Origin of the sequence: Maribacter algarum (ex Zhang et al. 2020), assembly GCF_005885635.1 — a bacterium.
Classification (GTDB): Bacteria; Bacteroidota; Bacteroidia; order Flavobacteriales; family Flavobacteriaceae; genus Maribacter_C; species Maribacter_C algarum.
This window is the reverse complement of record NZ_VATY01000003.1, coordinates 309,024-332,600: the sequence shown is the minus strand read 5'-3', so window position 1 is coordinate 332,600 and position 23,577 is coordinate 309,024. Positions and strand designations below refer to the sequence as shown.

The 23,577-nt window shown below is 38.0% G+C and carries 13 protein-coding genes; 2 read left to right on the top strand and 11 right to left on the bottom strand.

The genetic code is table 11. The annotated features are described in order from the left end of the window. Nucleotides 1-2: 2 nt before the first annotated feature. Both bshC and FEE95_RS15100 read left to right on the top strand, forming a co-directional pair. Nucleotides 3-1,607, top strand: coding sequence for a bacillithiol biosynthesis cysteine-adding enzyme BshC (gene bshC / locus FEE95_RS15105; RefSeq protein WP_138658835.1), 1,605 nt, complete (start codon nucleotides 3-5; stop codon nucleotides 1,605-1,607). A 42-nt stretch (nucleotides 1,608-1,649) separates the two neighbouring features. Then, on the top strand, nucleotides 1,650-2,186 hold the full coding sequence (locus FEE95_RS15100; RefSeq protein WP_138658834.1) for a hypothetical protein: 537 nt from the start codon (nucleotides 1,650-1,652) through the stop codon (nucleotides 2,184-2,186). Nucleotides 2,187-2,369: 183 nt separating this feature from the next. Here FEE95_RS15100 and FEE95_RS15095 read toward each other — a convergent pair whose 3' ends face one another. From FEE95_RS15095 to FEE95_RS15045, 11 genes are all read right to left on the bottom strand, one after another. After that, the gene (locus FEE95_RS15095; protein WP_138658833.1) at nucleotides 2,370-3,260 is read right to left on the bottom strand and encodes a DUF4249 family protein; all 891 of its coding nucleotides are present in this window, start codon (nucleotides 3,258-3,260) and stop codon (nucleotides 2,370-2,372) included. 3 nt (nucleotides 3,261-3,263) lie between these two features. Continuing rightward, complete coding sequence (locus tag FEE95_RS15090; RefSeq protein ID WP_138658832.1) at nucleotides 3,264-5,696, bottom strand: TonB-dependent receptor; 2,433 nt, start codon at nucleotides 5,694-5,696, stop codon at nucleotides 3,264-3,266. 557 nt (nucleotides 5,697-6,253) lie between these two features. Beyond that, entirely contained in the window at nucleotides 6,254-8,503 is a 2,250-nt protein-coding gene (locus FEE95_RS15085; protein WP_138658831.1) for a TrbJ/VirB5 family protein, read from the bottom strand. A 45-nt stretch (nucleotides 8,504-8,548) separates the two neighbouring features. Then, nucleotides 8,549-9,547, bottom strand: a complete 999-nt coding sequence (locus FEE95_RS15080) for a cadherin repeat domain-containing protein (RefSeq protein WP_138658830.1) — start codon at nucleotides 9,545-9,547, stop codon at nucleotides 8,549-8,551. 237 nt (nucleotides 9,548-9,784) lie between these two features. Beyond that, on the bottom strand, nucleotides 9,785-11,659 hold the full coding sequence (locus FEE95_RS15075) for a tetratricopeptide repeat protein (protein WP_138658829.1): 1,875 nt from the start codon (nucleotides 11,657-11,659) through the stop codon (nucleotides 9,785-9,787). Between the two features lie 34 nt (nucleotides 11,660-11,693). Then, nucleotides 11,694-13,568: a tetratricopeptide repeat protein gene (locus FEE95_RS15070; RefSeq protein WP_138658828.1), complete on the bottom strand. Its 1,875-nt coding sequence runs from the start codon at nucleotides 13,566-13,568 to the stop codon at nucleotides 11,694-11,696. Nucleotides 13,569-13,675: 107 nt separating this feature from the next. Then, a complete protein-coding gene (locus FEE95_RS15065; RefSeq protein ID WP_138658827.1) occupies nucleotides 13,676-15,388 on the bottom strand; it encodes a hypothetical protein in 1,713 nt (570 codons plus the stop codon). 273 nt (nucleotides 15,389-15,661) lie between these two features. After that, the gene (locus FEE95_RS15060) at nucleotides 15,662-17,425 is read right to left on the bottom strand and encodes a tetratricopeptide repeat protein (RefSeq protein WP_138658826.1); all 1,764 of its coding nucleotides are present in this window, start codon (nucleotides 17,423-17,425) and stop codon (nucleotides 15,662-15,664) included. Between the two features lie 132 nt (nucleotides 17,426-17,557). Continuing rightward, nucleotides 17,558-19,330: a hypothetical protein gene (locus FEE95_RS15055; RefSeq protein ID WP_138658825.1), complete on the bottom strand. Its 1,773-nt coding sequence runs from the start codon at nucleotides 19,328-19,330 to the stop codon at nucleotides 17,558-17,560. Nucleotides 19,331-19,588: 258 nt separating this feature from the next. After that, nucleotides 19,589-21,451, bottom strand: coding sequence for a tetratricopeptide repeat protein (locus FEE95_RS15050; protein ID WP_138658824.1), 1,863 nt, complete (start codon nucleotides 21,449-21,451; stop codon nucleotides 19,589-19,591). 218 nt (nucleotides 21,452-21,669) lie between these two features. Beyond that, on the bottom strand, nucleotides 21,670-23,532 hold the full coding sequence (locus tag FEE95_RS15045; RefSeq protein WP_138658823.1) for a tetratricopeptide repeat protein: 1,863 nt from the start codon (nucleotides 23,530-23,532) through the stop codon (nucleotides 21,670-21,672). Nucleotides 23,533-23,577: the final 45 nt, after the last annotated feature.

Genomic DNA, 23,577 nt, shown 5'->3' with positions numbered 1-23,577 from the left:
ATATGGATATTGACTGTTTACCCTTTAAGAATACCGGTTATTTTTCAGAACTGATTTGTGATTATTTAGATCAAAAAGAAGAATTGCAATCGTTCTACAACCGTTTTCCGACACTGGAAAATTTCAAGGGTCAAATCGAGGAAAAAGGGAATAATTTTCCGGATGAGAATCGCGAGATTTTATACAATTCACTTCAAAATCAATATGCGAATACCAAGACTTCCAAGAAGACGCAAGAGCATATAAAACAACTCAAAGAGCCTATAACTTTTACCATTGTTACAGGACATCAATTGAATTTGTTTACTGGTCCGCTATACTTTTTGTACAAGATAGTTTCTACGATTAACCTAACTACGCAGCTCAAGAAAAAATACCCCAAATTTAATTTTGTGCCCATCTACTGGATGGCCACCGAAGATCATGATTTTGATGAAATCAATTACTTCAATTTCAAGGGAAAGAAATTACAATGGAATCGAGAAGCTTCGGGAGCGGTTGGCCAGCTAAAAACTGATGGACTTCAAGATGTTTTTGATGCTTTTTCAAATGCAATGGGAAGCACTAAAAATGCCGAAACCTTAAAGCGTTTATTCAAGAGCGCTTATCTCGAACACGAAACCCTAACGGAAGCTACCCGTTTCTTAGCAAACGAACTTTTTGGGGAAACCGGTTTAGTCATAGTGGATGGCGATGATAGGCACCTAAAGCGCTTAATGATTCCATATGCCAAGCAAGATATTTTTGAACAGATTTCTTTTCAAAAAGTATCGGAATCTGTTGAAAATTTAGCTTCTGTTTCTGATGCCTATGGAATTCAAGTGAATCCCCGTGAAATCAATTACTTCTATCTCATTGATGGTATACGTGAACGGATTATTGCCAGCGGAGACACTTTTACCTTGGCAGATTCTGAAAAATCATGGACGAAGAATGAATTGCTAAAAGAAATCGATGATTTCCCAGAGCGATTTTCTCCCAATGTCATTGCAAGGCCATTGTATCAAGAAGTTATTCTACCCAACCTCTGTTATATCGGTGGAGGGGGGGAGCTGGCCTATTGGCTCGAACTGAAAACCATGTTCGAAACGATGAAGGTTCCTTTTCCGGTTTTGTTACTTCGGAATTCTGTCTTGGCGATTACCAAAAAACAGCATGGCAAATTAGATAAAATGAATATTCCGGTTGCCGACTTATTTCTAAAGCAACACAGTTTTATCAACAAGAAAATACGGAATATTTCAAATATTGATATTGACTTTTCTCCGCAAAAACAAGTACTGGAAGAGCATTTTAAAGCCCTCTACGAAGTTGCGGAACGAACGGATGCTTCCTTCTTAGGCGCGGTAAAAGCTCAAGAAATTAAACAGAAAAAAGGACTCGATAATTTGGAGAAACGGCTTTTAAAAGCGCAAAAACGCAAATTGAAGGACCATGTCGTACGGATGACCGAAATTCAAAACGAACTTTTCCCTGGGCAATCGCTACAAGAACGTAATCTCAATTTTTCAGAATTGTACTTGGAGCTCGGAGAGGATTTGATTCCGTCATTGATAAAGGCTTTGAAACCCCTAGAACTGGAGTTTACAATTATTAAAACAGCTTAATAGTTCCCCAATAAGATATTGTTTCATTTAAATAATACTACGATGAAAAAAGTATTGGGGATAATTTGTGTTTTGACATTTTTAATCCTTGGTTGTGTTCAGAAGTCTACTGAACAATCAAAGGATTTTCGTTCTGGTTGGGAGTTGGTGTTTCGCAGTGGTAAAAAGGGAGAAACATTGTTCGGAAGTAAAGCAAAATTAATAGAAGCCGTTCGTTCGGGGTATTCCGTTAGGGTAGGTTGGGGAGGAAGAAGACAATCGGATACCACAAAATCAGTGGAGCATGTTGCGGACGCACAATTCTTGACCATTGCGAATAGCAACGAGGTATTCGCTCAAATTCAACCTATTATTGGTCAAAACCCAGGTTTGGAAAAAGATACTTTGGACATGGTTTTTAGGGAAAACCTGCAATGGACATTGATGGTTGGAACAAACGGCTTTTCCGATAGGCTTACAACAGAAAGACTTCAAGATACGATACAAGGGCATCGTTCACGACCAACCGAGGTAAGTTGGTTTGTAGAGTACCCCGTGAAATCTAAAACTAAAGGCCCGATTCCACTTTGGGCCAAATAGCAAACTTTAAGATTTTTCAAAAAAAATCAAAATTCAAGTAGGGTTTTTTATTCCACAGCTGTTATATAACCAAATTGCTATGATTATTTACTTGAGTTAGTTAAATAATCAATCAGTTTAATGTGTTTAGGTTGGTTTTTGATTTTGATGAAAAGCTCGGGGTGGTTCCCGAGCTTTTACTTTTTAGAAGTCTAGCTCGACAACTTTTTCGGTTAGCTGATACCCTGCAAAAACGCCGACTGCCCCTTCCTCTTGAATATTATTTGGTGCGATAGCGTATTCCACAAAGGGATTCCCATCTGCATCAACATTGGTAGAAGCCGTTTTTAGATTTTGAAATAGGGCTTCTTCAACATGTGCAACCTGTAGCGTAACCCGGTTTTCTATAACATTTACATCATTACCTACGTTAAAGAAAGCGCTTCCGTCTAAAGTGCCTCCATCTTCTAAATTATCAGATAGAAACTCGTCAGACTCAAAGAATAAATCAAATACAAAAGAAACTGGTTCCTCGTTTTCAATTTGATAGGTGGTGGAAACAAATCCACCTATAACGTAAAAACTCCTTCCTTCTTCGGCGTCTTGAAAAGCAAGATTGATGTCAACCTCTTGTCCACCAAAACTGTTTTCTCTTAGATTGATACGTTCATTTAGTTCAGCAACTTTCGTGGGAATTGTGCAAGAAGCGGTATAGGTATCTCCATCCGCTACAACGTTCAAAAAATAGCTTTGATTTGCTACAATGGCCAAGGTACTGGCATCCACGAAGTAGGTTCTTTCTTCTTCAGAATACGATAAATTCGTACTATTACCGGCTTCATCCGAAATGGTAACCTGCGCATCTTTGATTAAGAATTTATCTTGGTTCGCTTCTTGGTCTCGAACGCTCAAAGGGGTTCCAAAAACGGGAAGTGCCCTTGATACATGAACACGAAGAAGGGTATCCTGTGGAGAAATATAACCCGTAATAAATACTTTCGCCTCTATATCTAACAATCCATTTGCATCAACCACTTTTTGGCAGGATGTGAATATAACTAGTGTCGCAGCAAAAAATAGGATATACTTTTTCATGGCTTAAAATTTAAAAGTGTAATTAAAGGAAGGAATCAACATCAGCACAGAGGTTCGGGTGAGTTCATTCTCAACCGTGGCATTGGGGTCGTCAAAATTATAAAATGAATCCCCGGTCGTATAGATAAACGGATTTTGCCTAGCGTAACTGTTATATAAAGAAAACCCCCAAGTACGTTCGCGTCCTTTTTTTAGCTTCTTATGCAGCTGTATGCCTAAGTCCAAACGATGACTTGATTCGCCTCTAAAATTATTTCGTTGTGTGGAAAACTGTTGGGTTTGACCACCGAAGAAATTGCTCGAATTTTGAATTGGGAACCCATCGGGAGTATCTAAACGCTGCAAATTTGGCAAAGTGTAATTATTACCAGTTGCAAAAACCCAAGTAGCGGAAAGCGTGATACGGTCGCGCGGTTTATAAATACCTACCAAAGAAATATCATGTCGACGATCATAGCGGTCAAAGAATTTCTTCCCTAAATTCAATTCATCAAATTGCCGTTCAGACCATGAAAGGGTATAGCCTAACCATCCCGTGAGTTTTCCTGTTTGTTTTCTTAACAGGATTTCCCCTCCATAGGCCCAACCTTTACCAGCGGTAATATTATCTTCCCAGTTGGTTGTTTTTCCACTTTCCAAATCCTCAATAGCTAGAAAAGAAGCTCCCTCTTTATAGGCTATAACATCATCCATGGTTTTGTAATATCCTTCTACGGTAATCGAATAATCCTTGTCAAAAAAATCTTTGGCCACTCCAACGGCAAATTGCTGAGAAGTTTGTGGTTTAACCCTATCTGTGGAAGAAACCCAAAGGTCAGTGGGGAGTCCGATGCCAGAACTAGACAACAAATGAATGTATTGGTTCATTCGCGTATAGGAAGCCTTAAATGCCAAATCGGGTTTATAGTTATAGGCCAGTGCCAGACGTGGTTCGGGGTTTACATATTGTTTATCCCCTTGTTTGAAATAACTTAATCTGAAACCAGGAGATATGCGTAATTTATCAGTAAGCTTCCAATCATCTTCTGCATAAACGGCGCCCTCAAAGGAATTGAGTTCTTGGGTAGCATCCACGTTTCCAGCGAAATCGTCTTTGATTAAAATCCGTTGGGGCTTAAAATTATGATTGGTAGCCAAGGCTCCAAACTTAATACTGTGTTTGCTATTCGGGAAATAGTCAAAATCGGTTTTTAGCGTAAAATCATTTATTCCTGAACTGGTTCTAAAGAAGGATTCTTCTACCTCGCCATCTTGAAAGGTCTCTTTAAAATCACCGGTCACCTTAAACTCGTAATTGCTAAAAATAAGTGAGGTATTCGAGAAGAGTTTATTGTTGTATTGGTGGTTCCAGCGCAGGGTGGAGGTGATATTACCCCAACCAAGTCGGACTTTATCTTCATAATTTTGCTCATTGGTTTCACCATAGAATTTATCCCTTCCGTAGTAATTGCTCCAATAGATTTTGTCTTTGGGACTGAAAATATGATGGATTTTAAAATTGAGGTCAGCGAAATAATAGCCACCATTGCCTTCTCCTTCAGTTTCTGCTTTGATAAAAGGACGTGCCAAAACATCGGCATAGGTGCGGCGCCCACTTACAATAAAAGAAGTCTTTCCTTTGTTGATTGGACCTTCCAGTAATACCGAAGAAGAAATTAGACCGATATTGAATTTTCCGGATAGCTTTTCTTTGTTTCCGTCTTTCATGTCTATTTTAATAACAGAGGATAATCTCCCACCAAAACGAGCGGGAAAACCTCCTTTGAAAGCCTCAACTGATTTAATGGCATCCCCATTGAAAACAGAAAAGAACCCGAAGAGATGATTGGAATTATAGACCACAGCATCATCAAGAACGATGAGGTTTTGGTCGGGAGTTCCCCCGCGAACAAAGAAACCCGAACTGCCTTCAGACCCTGCCTGAATACCAGGAAGTAATTGCAAAGTCTTTAAAACATCTTTTTCACCCAAAAGAGCAGGTACATCTTGAATGACCGATGGATTAATCTTCACCGTACTCATTTGGGTGACCTTGCTTTCCTTGACTTTTTCGTCTGCGGTAACAACTACTTCTTCTAATGATTCCGCGGAAGTAGTTAGTTCAATAGCCCAGACGGTATCTTTGTTGAGTTCTATTTTTTTAATCTCAGTACCATATCCGATGTACGAAATATAAACCTCGTGGTTTCCTTCTGGAAGGGTTAACGAAAAGAAGCCATAGTCGTTTGAAGTTGTTCCTAGTTTTAGTTTAGGAACATAGATGGAAACGCCTAAAAGGTTTTCACCACTGCCGGTTTCTGTGATATATCCACTAACGGTATACTCAGCGGATTGATAGAGCGGCTTTGAAATGGAAGGGGAGTCGGAGTTGTCTTTTGCATATCCTTGAAAAAGCAGGATTAGAAAAAAAGTTGTGAGATAGTAGTTTTTTGTCAAACTGGTTCGGGTTTTTGATTCGTAAAAATTGCTATTTACTATCAACTAAAACTTTTGAATTTGAGGTTGATAGTATCGCAAATGGTTTGGTCTTTTACGCGCAGTTTTCCAGTTGTACTCAATTCGTCGGTTGGTTGGATTATGATTGCAAGAAAGAATTATTTCAAGTGCGGTGTTGTTAACAAAACGATAAAAGTGAGTCCCCATCTACCCTAAAAACGGACATTTTATTTTCTTATTGTAGCAGTGATGCAATAGCTCCCAGATAGTTGGATACTTGATGGTCTGCTGTTTTTTCTTTCCTAAGTTCCAAGGTTTGACCACATATATTTTCATAACAAATTGCGACTTTCCATTTTAACAAAGTTTAACGTATTTGAGTGCAAGCAAGTGGGTTAAACTACGTCTAAAGATTCAAATAGGACATAAAGTTTTATTGGTTTGTTAGTTTGGTTTAATGATTTCCGGCTGGTTACCGGAAAGAAATAACAAAGCTCGGAGCGACTGTTCCGAGCTTTTGTTTTTTACCAATTAATACTATCAAATACTGTTGTATTCTATCTTCTAGCTTTTTCAATTAGTCTCTTTAAGGCATCATCCGGATTGCAACCGTTTATTTCAGGTCGGGCAACGGCAATCAGTTCATTTTTTTTGAATATGTCGAACCCATCTACCTCTATTTCTTCACCATTGACAATTATAAAGAAGCTATATTCTTTACTGTCATGGTTATAAATGAAACCGGCTTCGCTCAGTCCATCGGTAAGCTCCGCCACGCATTGTGTAACCTCACCTTTTAACTTTTCCAATTCTTCGACTGTTGGCAATTGATTCACAATAAGCTGTGCATCAATTCGAATCCCGTCTGCTTCAGGAATATGTTTGACATTGTCTGCTGCTTCTAAAAGCATAGCTTTCTGACTTGCTGTTAGAATCCTTTCATTGACAGTTACGCTTTTGGTATCAGTTCGAGTAAACCGTGAACATTTAAAAACTGTCCCTCCATGTATAATTGTTACCGAAAAGGTTTTATTAATTTTGTCCATACTTGCCAGATCGCGTAAAGCTGCTTCTAATTCTGCTCTAGTTTGCGCATTGTCATTTTCATCTGCCACTGCATTTTTTAATCGGGTCAGTGCATCTCTATGTCCTCTCGTAATAGATGTTATTTGACCAGAGAGGTTATGACTACAGAGCACACGATCATTGTCGTTTAAGAATTTGTTTATTATAGCATTACCGCTATCGATTCCTGCCTGCGCTGCATCATCAATTGCTTTCTCTCCTTCAGTTATTATTCCTGGTAACACTTCTCGTAGACCTCTCAAACTAAGTTCCAACTCATATTGTTCTTCGGCTTTATTGAGTTCTTCTATAGCCTTTTCAGTAATGGCAATAGCATTGTCGATTTGGTCAGTAACTGTTTCGGCGATACCATCGCTAAAATTATCTGGAGGAGTTGATATACAGCGTGTTTCGTCTTTGGTGAAAATAGCCCTGGCAGCCCATTCGTCTTCTCCGTCTATTACTTTACCATTCATCGTAAAGGCCTCTGGGGTAAGTTGCATTTCACCTTCGATACTTTTCGTTTTTGTTGGCATTTCCAAAGAAAGATCACCTGAAAGTCCCATATCAAAGAATCCGGTTTCTTCAACATAGCCATAGGCATTTAAACTGCCATCTGGGGTAACAGGTATGAAAGTCGGCCACCAAGAAAGATCGGGATCTACCAATCCGTTTACGAAGGCTTGCGCTCCAATCTCGCCCTTGGTATTTGCCTCGGCCACTATCGCTGCACTACCTTTTCCCATGGGAAAACTAAAGGATACAATGTTCTTGATATTCGCAGAAAAATTCATGGTACCGTTGATGCCGGCCCTGTAACCAGCGGTAATTGTTGAATTCATAGGTTCCTTCAGATTGAAATCCGTGTCGAAACCACTGTTTTTATAATACATGCCATTGGTCTTTAAAACTCCCCAGAAGGAAAAAGAGCCTCCAGTTACCGATTTTGCGTCAAAGCTGACCACATTATCTACAGGTAATATGGGTTCATAGAACAATTGCCCTTTTTTAGACAAGCCAAAACTAACCCCCGAAAGCTCGTCATCATCATCTGTGTTTCCATCACCGCTATTATTTCCTGTGGAGCCATCGATTCCTAAGGAGTAGAAATACATGGGGTCATTATAATCGGCGATTAAGGTAATATGCCCCCCACTTATAGGCGGACTTATACTAATGGGTTTCGTAGCATTAGGATCATCATTGACACCAACTTTCAATTCGATAGCTACTGAAATGGCAAATACAAAATAGGAAATGGTATCCTTTAGTTTAATTTCAAAATTTCGGTTTTCATTTAAGTATTTACCGGTAAAGAAGCCAATATCAGCTTTTACGGGATTTTCAAATTCAAAATAATTGGAAGGGGAAGGTATCTCAACCGTTCCACTGATGTTTTTCAACGATCCATCTTCGTTAAATTCTAGTTCTGCATCCGCATCGATGAAGGATATGGTTTCTCCCGACTCTGTTTTCATATCTAATTTACCGTCGATGGTAAAACCGTTGTCCGTATCAACACGATTTCCCTCCGTTGAAAAATCATCTTTGGTGATACTTCCTTCAGGTGCAACCGGAGTTGGGCATGCATCTGGACAAATATCTGGGTTGCCGCAGGGGTCGGTTTTACATACGTCTTGGGCGATCACTTCATCTGCGAGATTATCTTTACTACAGCCTAGTATAATGACAGTTAGTATCACTACCATCGCTCTTGTTATTAATTTGTTTTGCGTTTTCATAATCCGTTTGTTTTGTGGTTATCTTTTTATTTTAGGTTCATACTTCTATTCCCATTGTAGTTTTGTGGTACTCAGGCCTTGGTAGGCATATGTGTGACCTTGACGGGGATCACCAGCAAAATCTGTGGCATCACGGCTACTTTCGTATCGAAACCCGTTTGACACCTTACGACCTCCTCCATTCTTGGGAGCATAATAAAAGGCTAGATGGGCACTATTTGTAGTCGCGGTAAGATTTCCCTTGAGTATAAAAAAGACCTCTCTTTCCGTACTCGTTTTCTCTGGTAAGGGGTTTCCAATGTCGAAATATTCCCCAGTGATACTAGTTTCAGAAAGTTTTATCTTATTGCCTTCGCTTACTTCGAAAATACCTGTACCGGCGTAGAAACGAATACCGAATAAGTAACTACCTATAGGAAGGGTGGCATCTGAAACATGGGCAACGGTCCGTCCCCTTGTATCGTTATTACCTCCACTAAAACCTACGGCAGTATTTATATCAAAATCATAGTCTTCTTGCGAAATTCCGCTATGGCTTATTTCTTCAAGCTGGTTCTCCAAGGCTTCAAATTCATCCTTGGTGACCTCTATCCACTCTCCTGATGATGCGGATGCATACGCATCTTTAGAAATAGTAAGATGGGCTTCAATAGCATCGACAAAATCTGTAAGGGTTATCGTAATGCTTGAGGTAACCGAGTCTTCTCCATTGGTAATGGTAATGGTACCGGTAAGGTTAGTATTCAACTCATAATCGAAGGCAGCTTTATCTGCAACAGTTACCTCGAGTGAGGCAATATCAAAACCCAAGGCAGGGTTACTGCTAGTAAAAGTTAAAGATCCCGGTAAATCGGTGGTCAAGGTTCCTAGGATGGTACCGTCTTCTGGATTTTCCTCTATTGTAGCATCAAGGTCATTTACCGTATATACAGGATCAGGTTCTGGCATCAAGTCCACTTCATCAGCGTCATCAGAGCTACAGCTAAGAAAGAATTGTAAGCAAAAGATAAGGGGCAAGAGTACATACTTGTTTTGCGTTTTCATAATCCGTTTTGTTTGTGGTTAAACTTAAATACTGTTTTGTGTGACTTACTCAGTCTTAGTCTGCAGTACCTAACTGAGCAAGACCACAAAACGGTTGTCATTGTCTAGATTGATTTCAATGACACCACAAACCTATAGCCTTGGTTTCAGGAAGTAAAAAAACAAGGGTGGACAAGAGGTGGACACCTCAAAATTAACTTAAGGACAAAAGGTAGACAGGCCTTTCAGGGCCTTATTTTAAAGGGATAAGACTAAATCCTGCAGAGAGTCTTCAGTAGTTAAATCCAACTTTTTACGCAGGCGATAACGGGCTTTTTTTATCCCTTCAGGGGAAATATTCAAGATGTTGGCAATTTCTTTAGAAGAAAGATTCATCTTTAAAAGTGCCAAAAGGCGAAGCTCGTTTGAGGTCAGACTTGGGTATTTTGACTTTACATTACTATTGAAATCTTTATGCACTTCTTCAAAGTACCGTGAAAAGTTTTGCCAATTATTATCGTCTTGCAAATCGAAATTGATGGAGCGTATCAACTGATTGTATCCAGTTCCTGTATTTTCCTTTTGCTTCAATTCCTGCGCTTTCAGTTTTAGATTTTCAAGCGTTTCATTCTTTCGTGCCAGATTCAGGGCATGCGTGGTCAATTCTTTCTTTTTGAATTCGAGTTCGGCATCTACTTTTTCCTTTTCAAGTTTGTTTCGTTTCATTTTTTGGCGAATTGCATAGAAACCTATAAATGAGAGAAGGAGGCCAATACCTAGCAGTAATTTTTGAAGATTACTTATTGATGCTTTTTGTTCCAATACCGTTATCTCTTTTTCTTGTAAAGCAATTTGTTGTTCTTTTTTTTCGGTTTCAAATAGAGCTCGCATTGATTCTATTTGTTGGGTTTTTGAAGTATCAAATAAGCTGTCCTTATATTGTTTGAATTTTTTATAGTCCTCCAATGCCAATACAGGTTTATTAATGTCTTCGTTAAGGTTAGAACGGAATTCGTAGGCCAAGGCTAGAAGTTTATTCAGATTATTTGGTCCAGCTTCTCGAATAACCAAATCGAGATAGTATTTTGAGTCATTGTATCTATTGGTCTTTCTATATAAATTTCCAAGATTCACATAAGGATGGAGTATACTCATTTTATTGTCTAGCTCAGTATATAATTCAATCGATTTCTTCTGACTGATTATGGCACTATCAAGCTGATTTAATTTTTCAAATGTATTTCCATAATTTCCCCAAAGTAAAGCTGCATAACCTTTGTTTTCAAGTTCCTGCGCAAGCTTCAAACCTTTTCTGTGTATCTCTTGCGTTTTGTGATAATTCTTTAGGCCATAATACGAATTGCCAAGGTTGACAAGGGTAATTAATTCAAAAAAATGATCTTCATGTTTAGCAAAAATTGTGTTAGCTTCTTTTAGATGAATAAGTGCCTGCTCATAATTATTTAGGCTGTTTTCTACGTGCCCTAAAGAATTCAAAGCATCTGCCTGATAAATTTCGTCATCAACTAATTCTTTATATAGTCTATGCGCCTTTAGTTCAGATTTCAAGGCCATATTGTACCTGCCTTGTTTTACATAGGCATTGGTAAAGGTGTGATAAGTGGATCCAATGAATTTAAAGTCATCTGTTCGTTTTAAACTGTCGCGATTTTCATATAGTTGAATATTTCGATTTAAGTGCTCGTAGGTTAAATCAAATTTATTTTGATACATGTATACTAAGGCAATTTGGACATTATTATTTAAAATGCCTTTAGTGTTTTTGATATCGGTATGTATTTTAAGTGATTTACTATGATAATATTCTGCGGAATCTAAAATACCTTTATTTAGGAAATACCCTCCTTTTCTATAATAGCCGTTAGCTTCACCTTTCTTATAATCAATCTTTTGAGAAAGTTTAATTAGTTCATTAATACGGGTTTTTACTTCTACTGGATGACTATATAATTCAATTTGAATGATTTCATTCAAAATATCGGCCTTTTCTTCACTTTCTTTTGATTTTTCCAATAGGTTTATCAGACTATCTAATTTCTGATTTTGCTGGCCTTGAATTACGGTATTGATAGCGACTAAGAATAGGAAAAGAAGTAGTTGATTTTTTTTCATTTTTTCACCTGTTTATAGAGGGTCTAGAATCCCTTCATAAAGTCAATACCAAATCTTGCAGAGAGTCTTCCGTAGTAAGATCTAATTTCTTTCGAAGCCGATAGCGGGCTTTTTTTATCCCCTCAGGGGAAATATTGAGGATGTTGGCAATCTCCTTAGAAGACAAGTTCATCTTCAAAAGTGCCAACAACCGAAGTTCATTTGAGGTAACGCTGGGATATTTGGTTTTCACATTACTATTGAAATCTTTATGCACTTCTTCAAAATAACGCGAAAAGTTCTCCCAATTATTATCGTCTTGCAGGTCAAAATTGATGGAGCGAATCAATTGATTGTAGCCCGTGCTCGTATTTTCTTTTTCTTTCAATTCCTGTGCCTTCAGTTTTAGGTTTTCAAGCGTTTCATTCTTTCGTGCAAGATTTAAGGCATGGGTGGTCAATTCTTTCTTCTTAAACTCGAGTTCGGCGTCGACTTTTTCTTTTTCAAGTTTGTTGCGCTTCATTTTTTGGCGAAGTGCGTAAAATCCTAATAGTGATAATAAAAGCCCAAGCGCCATTAGAAGTTTTTGTAAGGCACTAATTGATGCTTCTTGTTCTAAAACTGTGATTTCCTGCTCCTGCAAAGCGATTTGTTGTTCTTTTTTTTCAGTATCGTAGATGGCACGAAGTTCCTCGATCTGCCTTGATTTCGAAGTGTTGAACATACTATCCTTGAAAGCCTTAAACTTCTTATAATCGTTTAAGGCAAGGTCATATTGCTTCATTTTAGAAAATAAAACTGATCTGCGTTGGTAACCTAAAGATGCATCTTTTATGAGGTTGTTACTTTCAGCTTGCTCGATTACTTTGTCTAAAAAGTATTTTGATTTTTCAAAATCATTTATTTGAGCATAGAGGTTGCCTATTGATGAATAGGGTGATAAAATATCGTTAGTAAAACCTAATTCAGAGTTCAATTCAATTGCCTTTTTTTGGCATTCTATTGCTTCGGTCAGCTTATTCAACTTTTCATAAGTATTTCCAAGACCCGACCATAAAACTGCTTCTCTGGGCTTATGATTTGTTTTTTTTACTGCCTCAATTCCCTCCTTTTGATACTGGGCCGCCTTATCATAATCTCCCATGTCGAAATAAACACTTCCCAAATTAATTAGGGAAACCACTTGATTCGCAACATCGTTGTGCTTTTCATAAGATTCACTCGCCTCTTTAAGATAGGTGTAGGCATTTTGATAATTTTTTAATTCTCCTTCAATACAGCCTAATGTATTTAAGGCATCGGCAGTATATAATTCATTCTCAGTTAGTTCATATAATTTCAAGGCTTTCAATTCATTTTTAAGCGCTAAATTATACATGCCTTGCTCCAAATAGGCATTTGCTAATACGTGGTAGGTTGTGCCAATAAACTTGAACCCTTTATTTCCATTGGCCAGACTGTCTCTATTCTCGTATAAGTCAATATTGTGATTTAGACGTTCATAGGCAAAATCTAACTTGTTTTGCTCCGTATAGACTAAGGCAGATTCAACGTTGGCATTTAATACTCCTCCAATATTGTTGAGAGGTTCATATATTTGTCTTGACTTCTGGTAGAAGTGCAGGGCTGAATCTAAAACACCTTTATATCTGTAATAACCTGCTTTTCTATAATATGCCTGACCCTCTCCTTTTTTGTAGTTGATTTTTTTACACAACGAAATATACTCGTCTATCCTATTTTTGACATGTACTGGATTACTGTAGAGTTCAATTTGAATTATTTCATTTATTAAATCAGCTTTCGCTTGATTGTCAGAATGATTTTCATATATCTGCAGTAAACTGTCCAGTTTTTGATTTTGCTGGGCACAGAGCGGGGGAGATATGACACAAACAAACAAAAACCAAAAGATGATTTTGGGTTTCATACGGGTTTGGTTTGTTTTAAAGATACATTTTCTTTCTAAAATCACCTGTATGCTTAATAAAAAACAGGCCCGAAGGCCTGTTTAATAATGAACTCAAATCATAAAATTTAACTTCCGCAATTGGGCTCGACATTATCCGCTGAAGTACGGGTATCAATTAGGCGATCTATTGTATTGGTACCTCTAATCGTTACTTCAATAAAGTCAGACCCTATTTCGGTGACTACTCCAGAAAAACTATTAAAGTTGAATTGAGTAAGGATTTCCTCGCCGCTTAAAGGGCTACCATCTTCTTGGAAATCTCCTCTAACTCTAAATCGTTGAACAAAAGGTACCTTGATGTTTCTGTAGGTTTGGTAAAGATCGGAAACCTGTGTGGCACGTTGCGAAGGTACAGTAATGCTTCGTTCAGTCGAAATGGTTACGCTTCGGCTATTTTCCAGTCCACCAGATCTTGTATTTGTTTCGGTTTCGGTCTTGGAAAATTGGTAGCCTCCGGTTACTTGTAACCCTACGGTGGCTTTCTTCCCAAAGAATTTGCCTTCTACTTCTGCACTTACGGTTGCCGATATCGAATAAGTATCGGTGGTACTTACAGAAAAAGTATCTTCCCAAGCGGTAAAAGTTGTGGATGTTAAGGTTTCCGCTTGGCCTACCGTTTGTACTAGTTCTCCACTACTGCAGTTACGTAACGTACTATTAAAAGCGGCGTCTGTATTTGCGGGGGGTAAAATAGGTTGTGTAAAACGGGTTTCCAATTCCTGCACATCCCAATCTACGGCAAGTGAAATAATTCTGAAGTATGCTGGCTCAGTCCTAGTACTCGACATTCCAAATCTACCACCGTGTTCACCTGCTCTTTTTAAAGTACCTTTATCAAATGAAGGGAGTTCAGTAGAAAAAGTATACATGCCTTGACCTACTTTTTCAATATGAAATTGGTAATTAGGAAAATCTGAAGTATTCGTATTAACCCCATTTTTTTTTCTATTTGCACGGGTCTGAATTTGTAATTCGCCAGATCTATCGACAGTAATATAAGCATATAACTTATCTTCCGGTCCATCTTTAATGCCAAATGAGAATACACCTGGTTTTCCTGGGATTTCTTCAAAGAAATACGCTGTAGAGGTGTCAAAGGTATAATCAATTTCAGCAGAATGTCGGAAGTATATATTTTGAGATAAGCTAGTATTATGGTTAAATGTTCTATTATCTGGCCCGCCTATAATTTCTTTTCCGTCATCACTATACACCTGAATATAGTAGGGGATACCACTTTTAAACTTCACCACATCGGTAAGGTCTTCCAATTCCTCTCCTGGCATTATTAATTCATCTGGGCTATCACTAAAAGAAGTTTTAGTAAAATTTAAAACCTCTAATACATTTTTAGAGTCATCTTTTACGGTAACCACCAAATCAACGCCATCTCTAAGTTCAGCTTCTTGTTCTTCTGTAAGGTCGTCAATTTCTAAACGCAGTACAGCCATATTAGTAAATTCGTCTATTGGGAGATCAATTTGACTAAAATTTCCAGTGGTTGCCTCCACCAAAATATCTGCGAATGCGGTGTTGTATCCTTTTTTGGTAATTTCACGGGCATTGACCATAAGGCCTACTTCGCCATTGTCCTTTTCAACTTCGTCAATATCAATACCTGGTGCGGTTTCTATTTTACCATCTCCAGGATTTATGGGCTCCCCAATTTCTTCTATTGGCGGTGTAACTGGATCCTTACTGCAGCTCGTACTTGTTAACAGCAAGGCGGTCAAAAAAATACTTAAAATTCGTCGTACACTTTTAAAATTTGTTTTCATCACTTTTTGTTTTGCGGATTAAATTTGATTGTTTGTTTTGTGTGACCTACTCGGTTTAGATCTGCAGTATCGAACCGAGCAAGACCACAAAACGGTTGTTGATGTCTAGATGGTTTCTTTCCATCAACACCACAAACCTAGGGCGCTCTTCTTAGCGTAGAAAAAAACTAGGGGTGACAAAAGGGTTACAACGAAAATTGGAGGGGTGACAAAAGGGTGACAACAAAAAAAAGCCCTATAAATAGGGCGTTACAAGAGGTTTTAAAATATGCGCTAAATCGACATTATCATGGTCTCTAAAGAATCTTCAGGTGTTAACTGCATTTTTTTACGCAATCTATTCCGTGCTTTTTTAACACCTACAGCCGAAATATTCAAAATATTCGCAATCTCTTTTGAGGAAAGATTCATTTTTAAGAGGGCCATTAACCGGATTTCATTTTTTGAGATATCAGGATATCTTGAAACGGCTACTTTCTCAAAATCTTTGTGCACCGCTTCAAAATATCGGGTAAAATTTTCCCAGGCCTTATCATCTTGTTGGTCAAAATTGATGGTTCGTATCAATTCTTGATAGGCCTGTCCACCACCTTCGGTATTCTTGAGTTCGGCGGCTTTTTGCTTGAGACCTTCAAGCACCTCGTTCTTTTTGGCCAGGTGAAGGGCATGCGCGGTCAGCTCTTTCTTTTTAAATTCAAGCTCGGCCTCTACCTTATCTTTTTCGAGTTTATTTCGTTTGGTTCTTTGGCGAAAACCGTAAAATCCAAAACCAAGGGCTACTAAAGAAAGGCCCATACCCCCACCCAAAAGCCATTTTTGTTGATCGCTGATTTTTGCTTCTTGCTCCAAAACCACAATTTCTTTTTCTTTTATTTTAACCTCCTGTTCGCTTTTTTCGGTCTTATATTTGATTTCTAGATCCGTCAGTTTCTGTTTGCTTTCTAGACTAAAGACGGAGTCGTACATGGCGAAGTATAATTTGTGGTTTTCATAGGCCTTGGGCAGATTACCCAATTTTTCATAGGTTTCTGAAAGGTGAAGGTAGTCATTGACAATCTCGATATTATTTGCAGTTTGTTTTGAGATTTCTAGACTTTTCTGAAATTCTGCCAAGGCGGATCTATATGCACCCTCTTTAAAATGGACTTCACCCATTTTACCTTGGGCCATGCCCAGCATGGCCGTTTCACCGGTCTCATTGCTCAGCTTCATAGATTTGTCTAGATGTACAACGGCCTTTTGCAGCGAATCCATTTCAAGATAGAGGGCCCCTATTAAGCAGTGCTGTTCACCCAAAAATAATTTTCGATCATATTTTTCAAAATAGGGAATAGCATTCAAATAGAATTCCAAGGCTTCTTTGTAATTTTTGCTCTCGACCAAATTAGTGGCTCGATTAGACCTTGCTAAATGAAACATAAAATCACTTTCTACTTCTTGAGCGATAGATTCAATCTTTTCATAGTATTCGTTTGAAACTTTCAGATTCCCCATTTTGGCATAGATAACGCCAAGATTGTTGTAAAGAGACATTAAATTCTTTTCGTCGGTATTTAGTGCTTTATACAGTTCAAGGGCTTTTAGGTATGCATCAATGGCCTGACTAGTCTCCCCTAAATTTTTATGCGCAACACCCAAGTTTGCATGAACTGCAGCTACTTGTGAGTAATTTTTTGCCAACTTATAATATTCAAGGGCCTTAAAGAATGGTTCTTTGGATTCTTTGAATTCCGAAATACTCCAGTGATAATTACCTTCAATAATTGCTAAAATTGCATTGATCTTTACATTATTAAAGGTTTTGGCAAGCTCTTTGGCCTTGTCTAAATACAATTTTACTTTTACGGGGTCTTTTCTATCATAGAGTTCTAATAATTTAATATAGCTTTTCATTAATGCGGAGTCTTTTTGGTAGGGCAACAGCTTTACGATACTATCAGCCCTTTTTTCCTTCGTATCACTAAATTCTTGGGTATAGGAAAGGTTCAAGAATAGTATACAAAAAGAAGATAGTAGAAATACGCGTGTTGTTTTCATCGTGGGTTTGGTTTGGTGGGGGGAAGTTTTTAAAGATACTGTTTTTTTTAAAATGTTAAATTACATCCAACTCCCAATAAAAAACAGGCCCGAAGGCCTGTTTTAACTAGCTAACTCAAATTTAAATCTTTTTTAATTCGAACACATAGGGTCTACTTCTTCTACTTTACTAAACGATTCGTAAATTTCATCCATTGTTGCTACTCCTCTAAGGGTAATTTCAATATAGTCGGCTCCTATTTCAGTAATATGACCTTGAAAGCCATTAACGCTAAATTGAGTACTGATTTGTTCTCCTGTTAAAGACGCACCAGTATCGTGTTCATTTCCTTTGACTCTTAAACGTTTGACAATATTTACTTTTACATCTTTATAGCTGTGCCAGGCGTTTACTACCAAAACAGCGCTTTTGGGAGGGACAACAACGGTTTTTGTAGAGAAATAAGTCTCCGTATGTGAACCGGTTGATTCGCCCCACTCCGTATTTTCCACAGCACTGCTCACGGTAGCGCTATTCGTATAATCTGCGCTGGCAGAATAGGTTGCTCCATTGCCGAAAAATTTGCCTTCGACTTCCAATGAAACACCCATAGTTACCTCTGAAGTGAAACTTGAAGCCATGGAAAGCGTCTCTTGCCATCCTACCGTATTTTGTGTTACTTTTTCTTCGCCTTTTCCTACCTCATCGGTTAGTGTACCAGGCCCGCAATTGATCAAGGTGCCATTATAATTAAATCCAGTAGATGCCGCAGGTAAAACTGGCGGTAAGTACTCTGTTCCTCCAGAGATATTTTCAACTTTCCAGTCAATGTTCATCGGTACAAAACGAAAAGTGATATCCGAAGTGGGTCCAAATACATTGGCATCAGTATAGTTTAAAGTTAATCCTATCCCAGTAGTTACTTGGATTGGTGCGCCAAAGGCATCGGTCATTCTATATTCACCGCTATTCACTTTTTTGATAATAAATTGATGGTTGAGTAAATGCGGACTGTTATGCCCAGCTTCCACAACATCCACTAGTCTATTTGCATTAGTATTCCTAACTCGGAGAATCCTTCTGTCTCTTTGTTTTAGATAGCTATTTGTGCCAATATGCTTTATGTTGTAATGATTGGGCTTATTGGGAACTTCCTCAAAATAGAAAAGGGCATTATCTTCATCGCCGTTCAAATCAAGGGTCGAAGTCGTACTAATAATCCTATTATGATTTCCGAACCCACCTAGGACCATTCTTTGGAAAAGGGCGGTGCCGGTAGGAACCCCATCAACAACCTTTTGTATGTAATAAGGCGTGTTCGGTATCAAATTTACATCGGTATTCAAATCTGCTAATTCGTTACCCTGAATGGTGTTTGGCAAGGGATTCGACAAAAAAGAAAGTTTGCTCAAACTTTCGGTCAAAATGGTAGCACCGTTGGCATCAAGCAATGTTGCAACAACCTGAACCCCATCTTGCAGTTCTTGCAATGCCATGGCACTAAGATCCGCAACAGAAAACCTTATTTGCCCCATCAAGGCATATTCGTTTAATTCAATGGTCTGGGAATAATCGCCGCTAGTGGCTTCAATATCGAGCACCACTTTGACAGGTTTGTAGCCCTTTTTAGCTACCTTTCTAGCATCGACCACAATACCGATATCACCTTGATATGGATCAAGATCTTCTGGATCTAAACCTTCACCTAGTTCCAGCTCTCCTCCATCGATATTGAGGGGGCAACCATCTGAAGTTCCGGGAGCGGCCTCATTGGGGCATTTATCTAAACTGTCTATAATACCATCTTTGTCGGTATCGATAACCTCCACTGGAGGTATCACTTCATCTTTGGTACAGCTGACACTGCCGAGACTAATAGTTAAAAATAAAATTACAAGTTTGAATAATCTGTTTTGCGTTTTCATCACTTTTTGTTTTGCGGGTTAAAATTGATCGTTTGCTTTGTGTGACCTACTCGGTTTTGATCTGCAGTACCGAACCGAGCAAGACCACAAAACTTGATTGTTGAACTAACAACACCACAAACCTAGAGTGCTTCCTGTGAGATTTAAAAAAGGGAAGGGGTACGAAAGGGGTACGCCTTTTTTTTATGGGGGTACAAAAGGGGTACCCCTTGTAAAGCGTTGATTTTATTGATGTTTCAAAGGGTTGAAAAAAGAGGGCTAAATCGCCATTACGGTGGTTTCCAGTGAATCTTGGGGCGAAAGTTGCATTTTTTTACGCAAGCGCTGCCGTGCTTTTTTCACCCCGTCAGCAGAAATGTTCAAGATACTCCCAATCTCTTTTGAAGACATGTTCATTTTTAAAAGCGCCATCAAACGCAATTCGTTTTTTGAGATTGCAGGGTACCTCTCTACGCTGTGCTTGGCAAAATCTTTGTGCACCGCCTCAAAATATTGTGTAAAATTCTCCCAGGCCCTGTCATCTTGTTGGTCAAAATTAATGGTCTGTACCAAGGTTTGATAGCCTTTTTCTATGTTTTCAACAGATTTCAGCTCTTTGGCCTTTTGTTTTACCTGTTCCAATACCTCGTTCTTTTTGGCCAAGTGCAGGGCGTGGGTGGTGAGTTCTTTCTTTTTAAATTCCAGTTCAGTCTCTATCTTTTCCCTTTCAAGTTTGTTGCTTTTCATTTTTTGGCGAAACCCATAAAACCCGAAACCGGCCAACAAAACCGAAAGTCCTAGACCACCGCCTAGCGCTATTTTTTGAAGTCGGCTTACTTTTTCTTTTTCTTCCAAGAGGGATATTTCTGTTTCTTGTTGGGCGATTTGCTGTTCTTTTTTTTCGGTGTCGTAAATGGCCCGCAATTCTTCTATTTGTTCGGACTTACTTTCGTTAAAAATAGAATCATTGTAAATTTTAAACTTTTTAAAATCTCGAAGAGCCAAAGCGGGTAGTTGCATTCCTTCATAGGCAATCGCTCGTTCTTTAAAGCTGTCTTTTAAATAATCAAGAGCACCGGGGTTTTCTAACAATGGAATGGCTTCGTCTAGAAATGGAATGGCTTCGGTGTAGTTTTCTAACTTATTATGTGCGCTGGCCAAACCGGTTAAAGCAATAGCATAATTAATAGGACTGATTTTTTTAAATAGTTGCGCTGATTCTTTATATTTCAATTGTGCCACTTTAAATTGGTTTTCTGATATTGCAAGTTCTCCTTGATAACCAAGAGCTGCCGCTAATTGTACAGCATGCCCTTTTTCTCTTGCAATTTTCTCTGCATATTGGAATGATTCTTTTGCTTTTGCATAATCTTTCATTTGCAAATAGGTATCTCCTAAATTGTTTGAAATCTGTGCTATTTGAAAAGTCCTTGAAATTCTTTTTGCCAGCCTAAGTGCCTCTTGGTCGAATTCTAAACTTTGCTTGTAATTACCACGTGCGCTTTCAATTTTACCTAGGTTGCCTAATGTTCCTATTTTGCTATAATCATCTTCTGCGTATTTAAGAGAAGCTATTCCATTTTTAAGGGCTAGAACGTTTTTACCTTGGTTGGCGTAAACGATTGACTTTACCTTTAATACATAACTCCAATTTGATGTTGTATCTTTTTCTTCACTTGACAGAAGTGATATTTGTTCATCGCAATAAAAGAGTACAGAATCGTATTGCGATATGGTATAGAATCTTTGTAACAAGTCTGAGTAAGCGGCTTTAAGATTATTTGTGTTATTTGCCTTCTTAAATTGATCTCTTGCTTTGCGCGCATAATCTAGAGCTTCTTGGACTTTTGAAATACGACTATTGTAATTACCAAGATTTCGATAGGCAATACCTAGAAAATTTGGATTTTTTGTTTTTTGTGCTAAAGTGAGCATTTCTTCGGCATATTTTTCTGCCTGTTTATAATCATCTTTCAGGTAATAATTGAAGATATTATGAGCGGTCCTTATCCTTACCGTGTCAATTACTTGGGTTTCATAGCTTTTAAGCAAACTATCTATTTCATGTGTATTCTGAGCCCAAAAGGCAACTGGAATACATAATAAAAGAATGATGGAATTAATTTTTTTTGCAGTATTCATACGAGTTTGGTTTTGTGGTAGAAGGTACCGCCTAAACTAGTTTTTAAGACATCCAAGTTATTAAAGGATGTCTTTTATGCACTAGCTAGGGCACTTCCATAAATAGTAATCTGATAACAAGATAATTGTTACGAAACCCGATGAGGTAAAAAAGAGGGGGTACAAATGGTGTACTCCATAAAAATAGTTCTATAAGCCTAATATTTACTGGGGTTCTGCTAAATGCTCAAAACGGCACTCTCAAGGGATTCGGTTGTAGAAAGATGCATTTTCTTGCGCAATCGTTGCCGCGCCTTTTTGATGCCATTCGAAGAAATATTCAAGATATTCGCGATTTCTTTTGAGGAAAGGTTCATTTTTAAGAGGGCCATTAATCGCAGTTCGTTTGGCGTAATATCGGAATACTTTTTGGCAACATTACTATTAAAATCTTTATGCACTTCTTCAAAATAGCGCGAGAAATTTTCCCAATTGTTATCGTCTTGCAAATCAAAATTAATGGCGGTTATCAATTGTTGATATCCGTTATGCACTTCTGAAGATTTCAATTCGTTGGCTTTTTGCTTTAGGTTTTCGAGGGTTTCGTTCTTTTTGGCTAGTTGCAGGGCATGGGTGGTCAATTCTTTCTTTTTAAATTCCAGTTCGGCCTCTACCTTTTCTTTCTCAAGTTTGTTTCTTTTTGTTTTTTGCCGAAAACCATAAAATCCAAAACCCAGCGCAAGTGCCGAAAGGCCTAAACCACTGCCAAGTGCAATCTTTTGAAGGCGACTCGTTTTTTCTTTTTCTTCTAAAAGCGATATTTCAGTCTCTTGCTGGGCAATTTGTTGTTCTTTTTTTTCAGTGTCGAAAGTGGCTCGCATTTTTTCTATTTGTTCCGATTTTTTTTCATTGTATATAGAATCTTGCATCGTGGTGAGTATTACATGGTCTTCATAGGCTTCCTTATAATGATTTAGTTTAGCATTCACATTTGTAAGAGTTTCGTATATTGAAATCGTACGAGGTCTATAATTTTCTTTTTTAGCAAGCGGTAGTGCTTTATCTAAATACGTTTTGGCTTCTTCTAATCGGTTTAGGTTCGCTAATACGCTACCCATAAGCTGAAGGCCACGAGAAGATTCAATGTCATTAGGATTATTTTTTTCAATCTCTATATAGGTCTCTGCCTTTTTTAAGGCGTTAACGTAATCGTTTCGATCTAGGTAACTCTCACAATGATTACCGAGTATTAATTTTTGTAAATAGGTCCATTTTATTTCAGTGGCTAGTGTATATCCTATATTGTATAAACTATCTGCCTTTTTATAATCCTTTAGTTTTAGGTAAATATTGCCCAAGCCATTATATGACGAAGCAAAAGGCCTCTTGTTTTTTTTATTGAGATAGCGGAGGTTTTTAAGTTTGTATTCTAAAGCTTTCTCATAATTATCTGAATAAAGTTCAATATTAGAAAGGTTAAAGTATAGTGGTGCATGGTAACTTGTATCTTTTATCTGCTCAAAGAGTCTTAGGGCTTTGAGATTTTTCTCTAGAGCCAATTTATAGTTACTATGCTTAAAATGCAGTGAAGCTTCGTCATAATAGGAGCTAGCTATGTTTTTTGTATCCTTAACTTTTTTAAAATAGTCAATATTATCTGAAACTACATCAAGGGCTGTGTCGTAATCATCATAATATCTAGCTGTTCTAGCAAGAAGAGATCTAGCAAAGTCTACGCCCTTTGCATAATCCATGTCTTTAAACACTTTTAGGGCTCTGGAATAATAGAATTTTGCCGAATCTGATTCCTCTCTATGATAGAAATAATTTCCATAATTAAACAAGCCTTGCCCAATTCCTTTTTTAAAATTTAGTTTTTTAGCTAGCTCGTATTGTTGTTTGGCATACTCCTTAAACTCCGGACTCAAATTTGAAGAATAATACCTAAATACACCATTCATGAATTTCACTTTTAGCGTATCGTCGGGTAATTCCCTATATATCGTTATTAAACTATCTACTTTTTTCGAATTTTGCCCAAATGAAGAAAAAGAAAAGCAAAGAAAGAGCGAGACAAGTGAAAAAAAGGTTTTGGTTTTCATATGGGCTTGGTTTTGTGGGTGGTGCAGCTAAAATACTGATTTTTT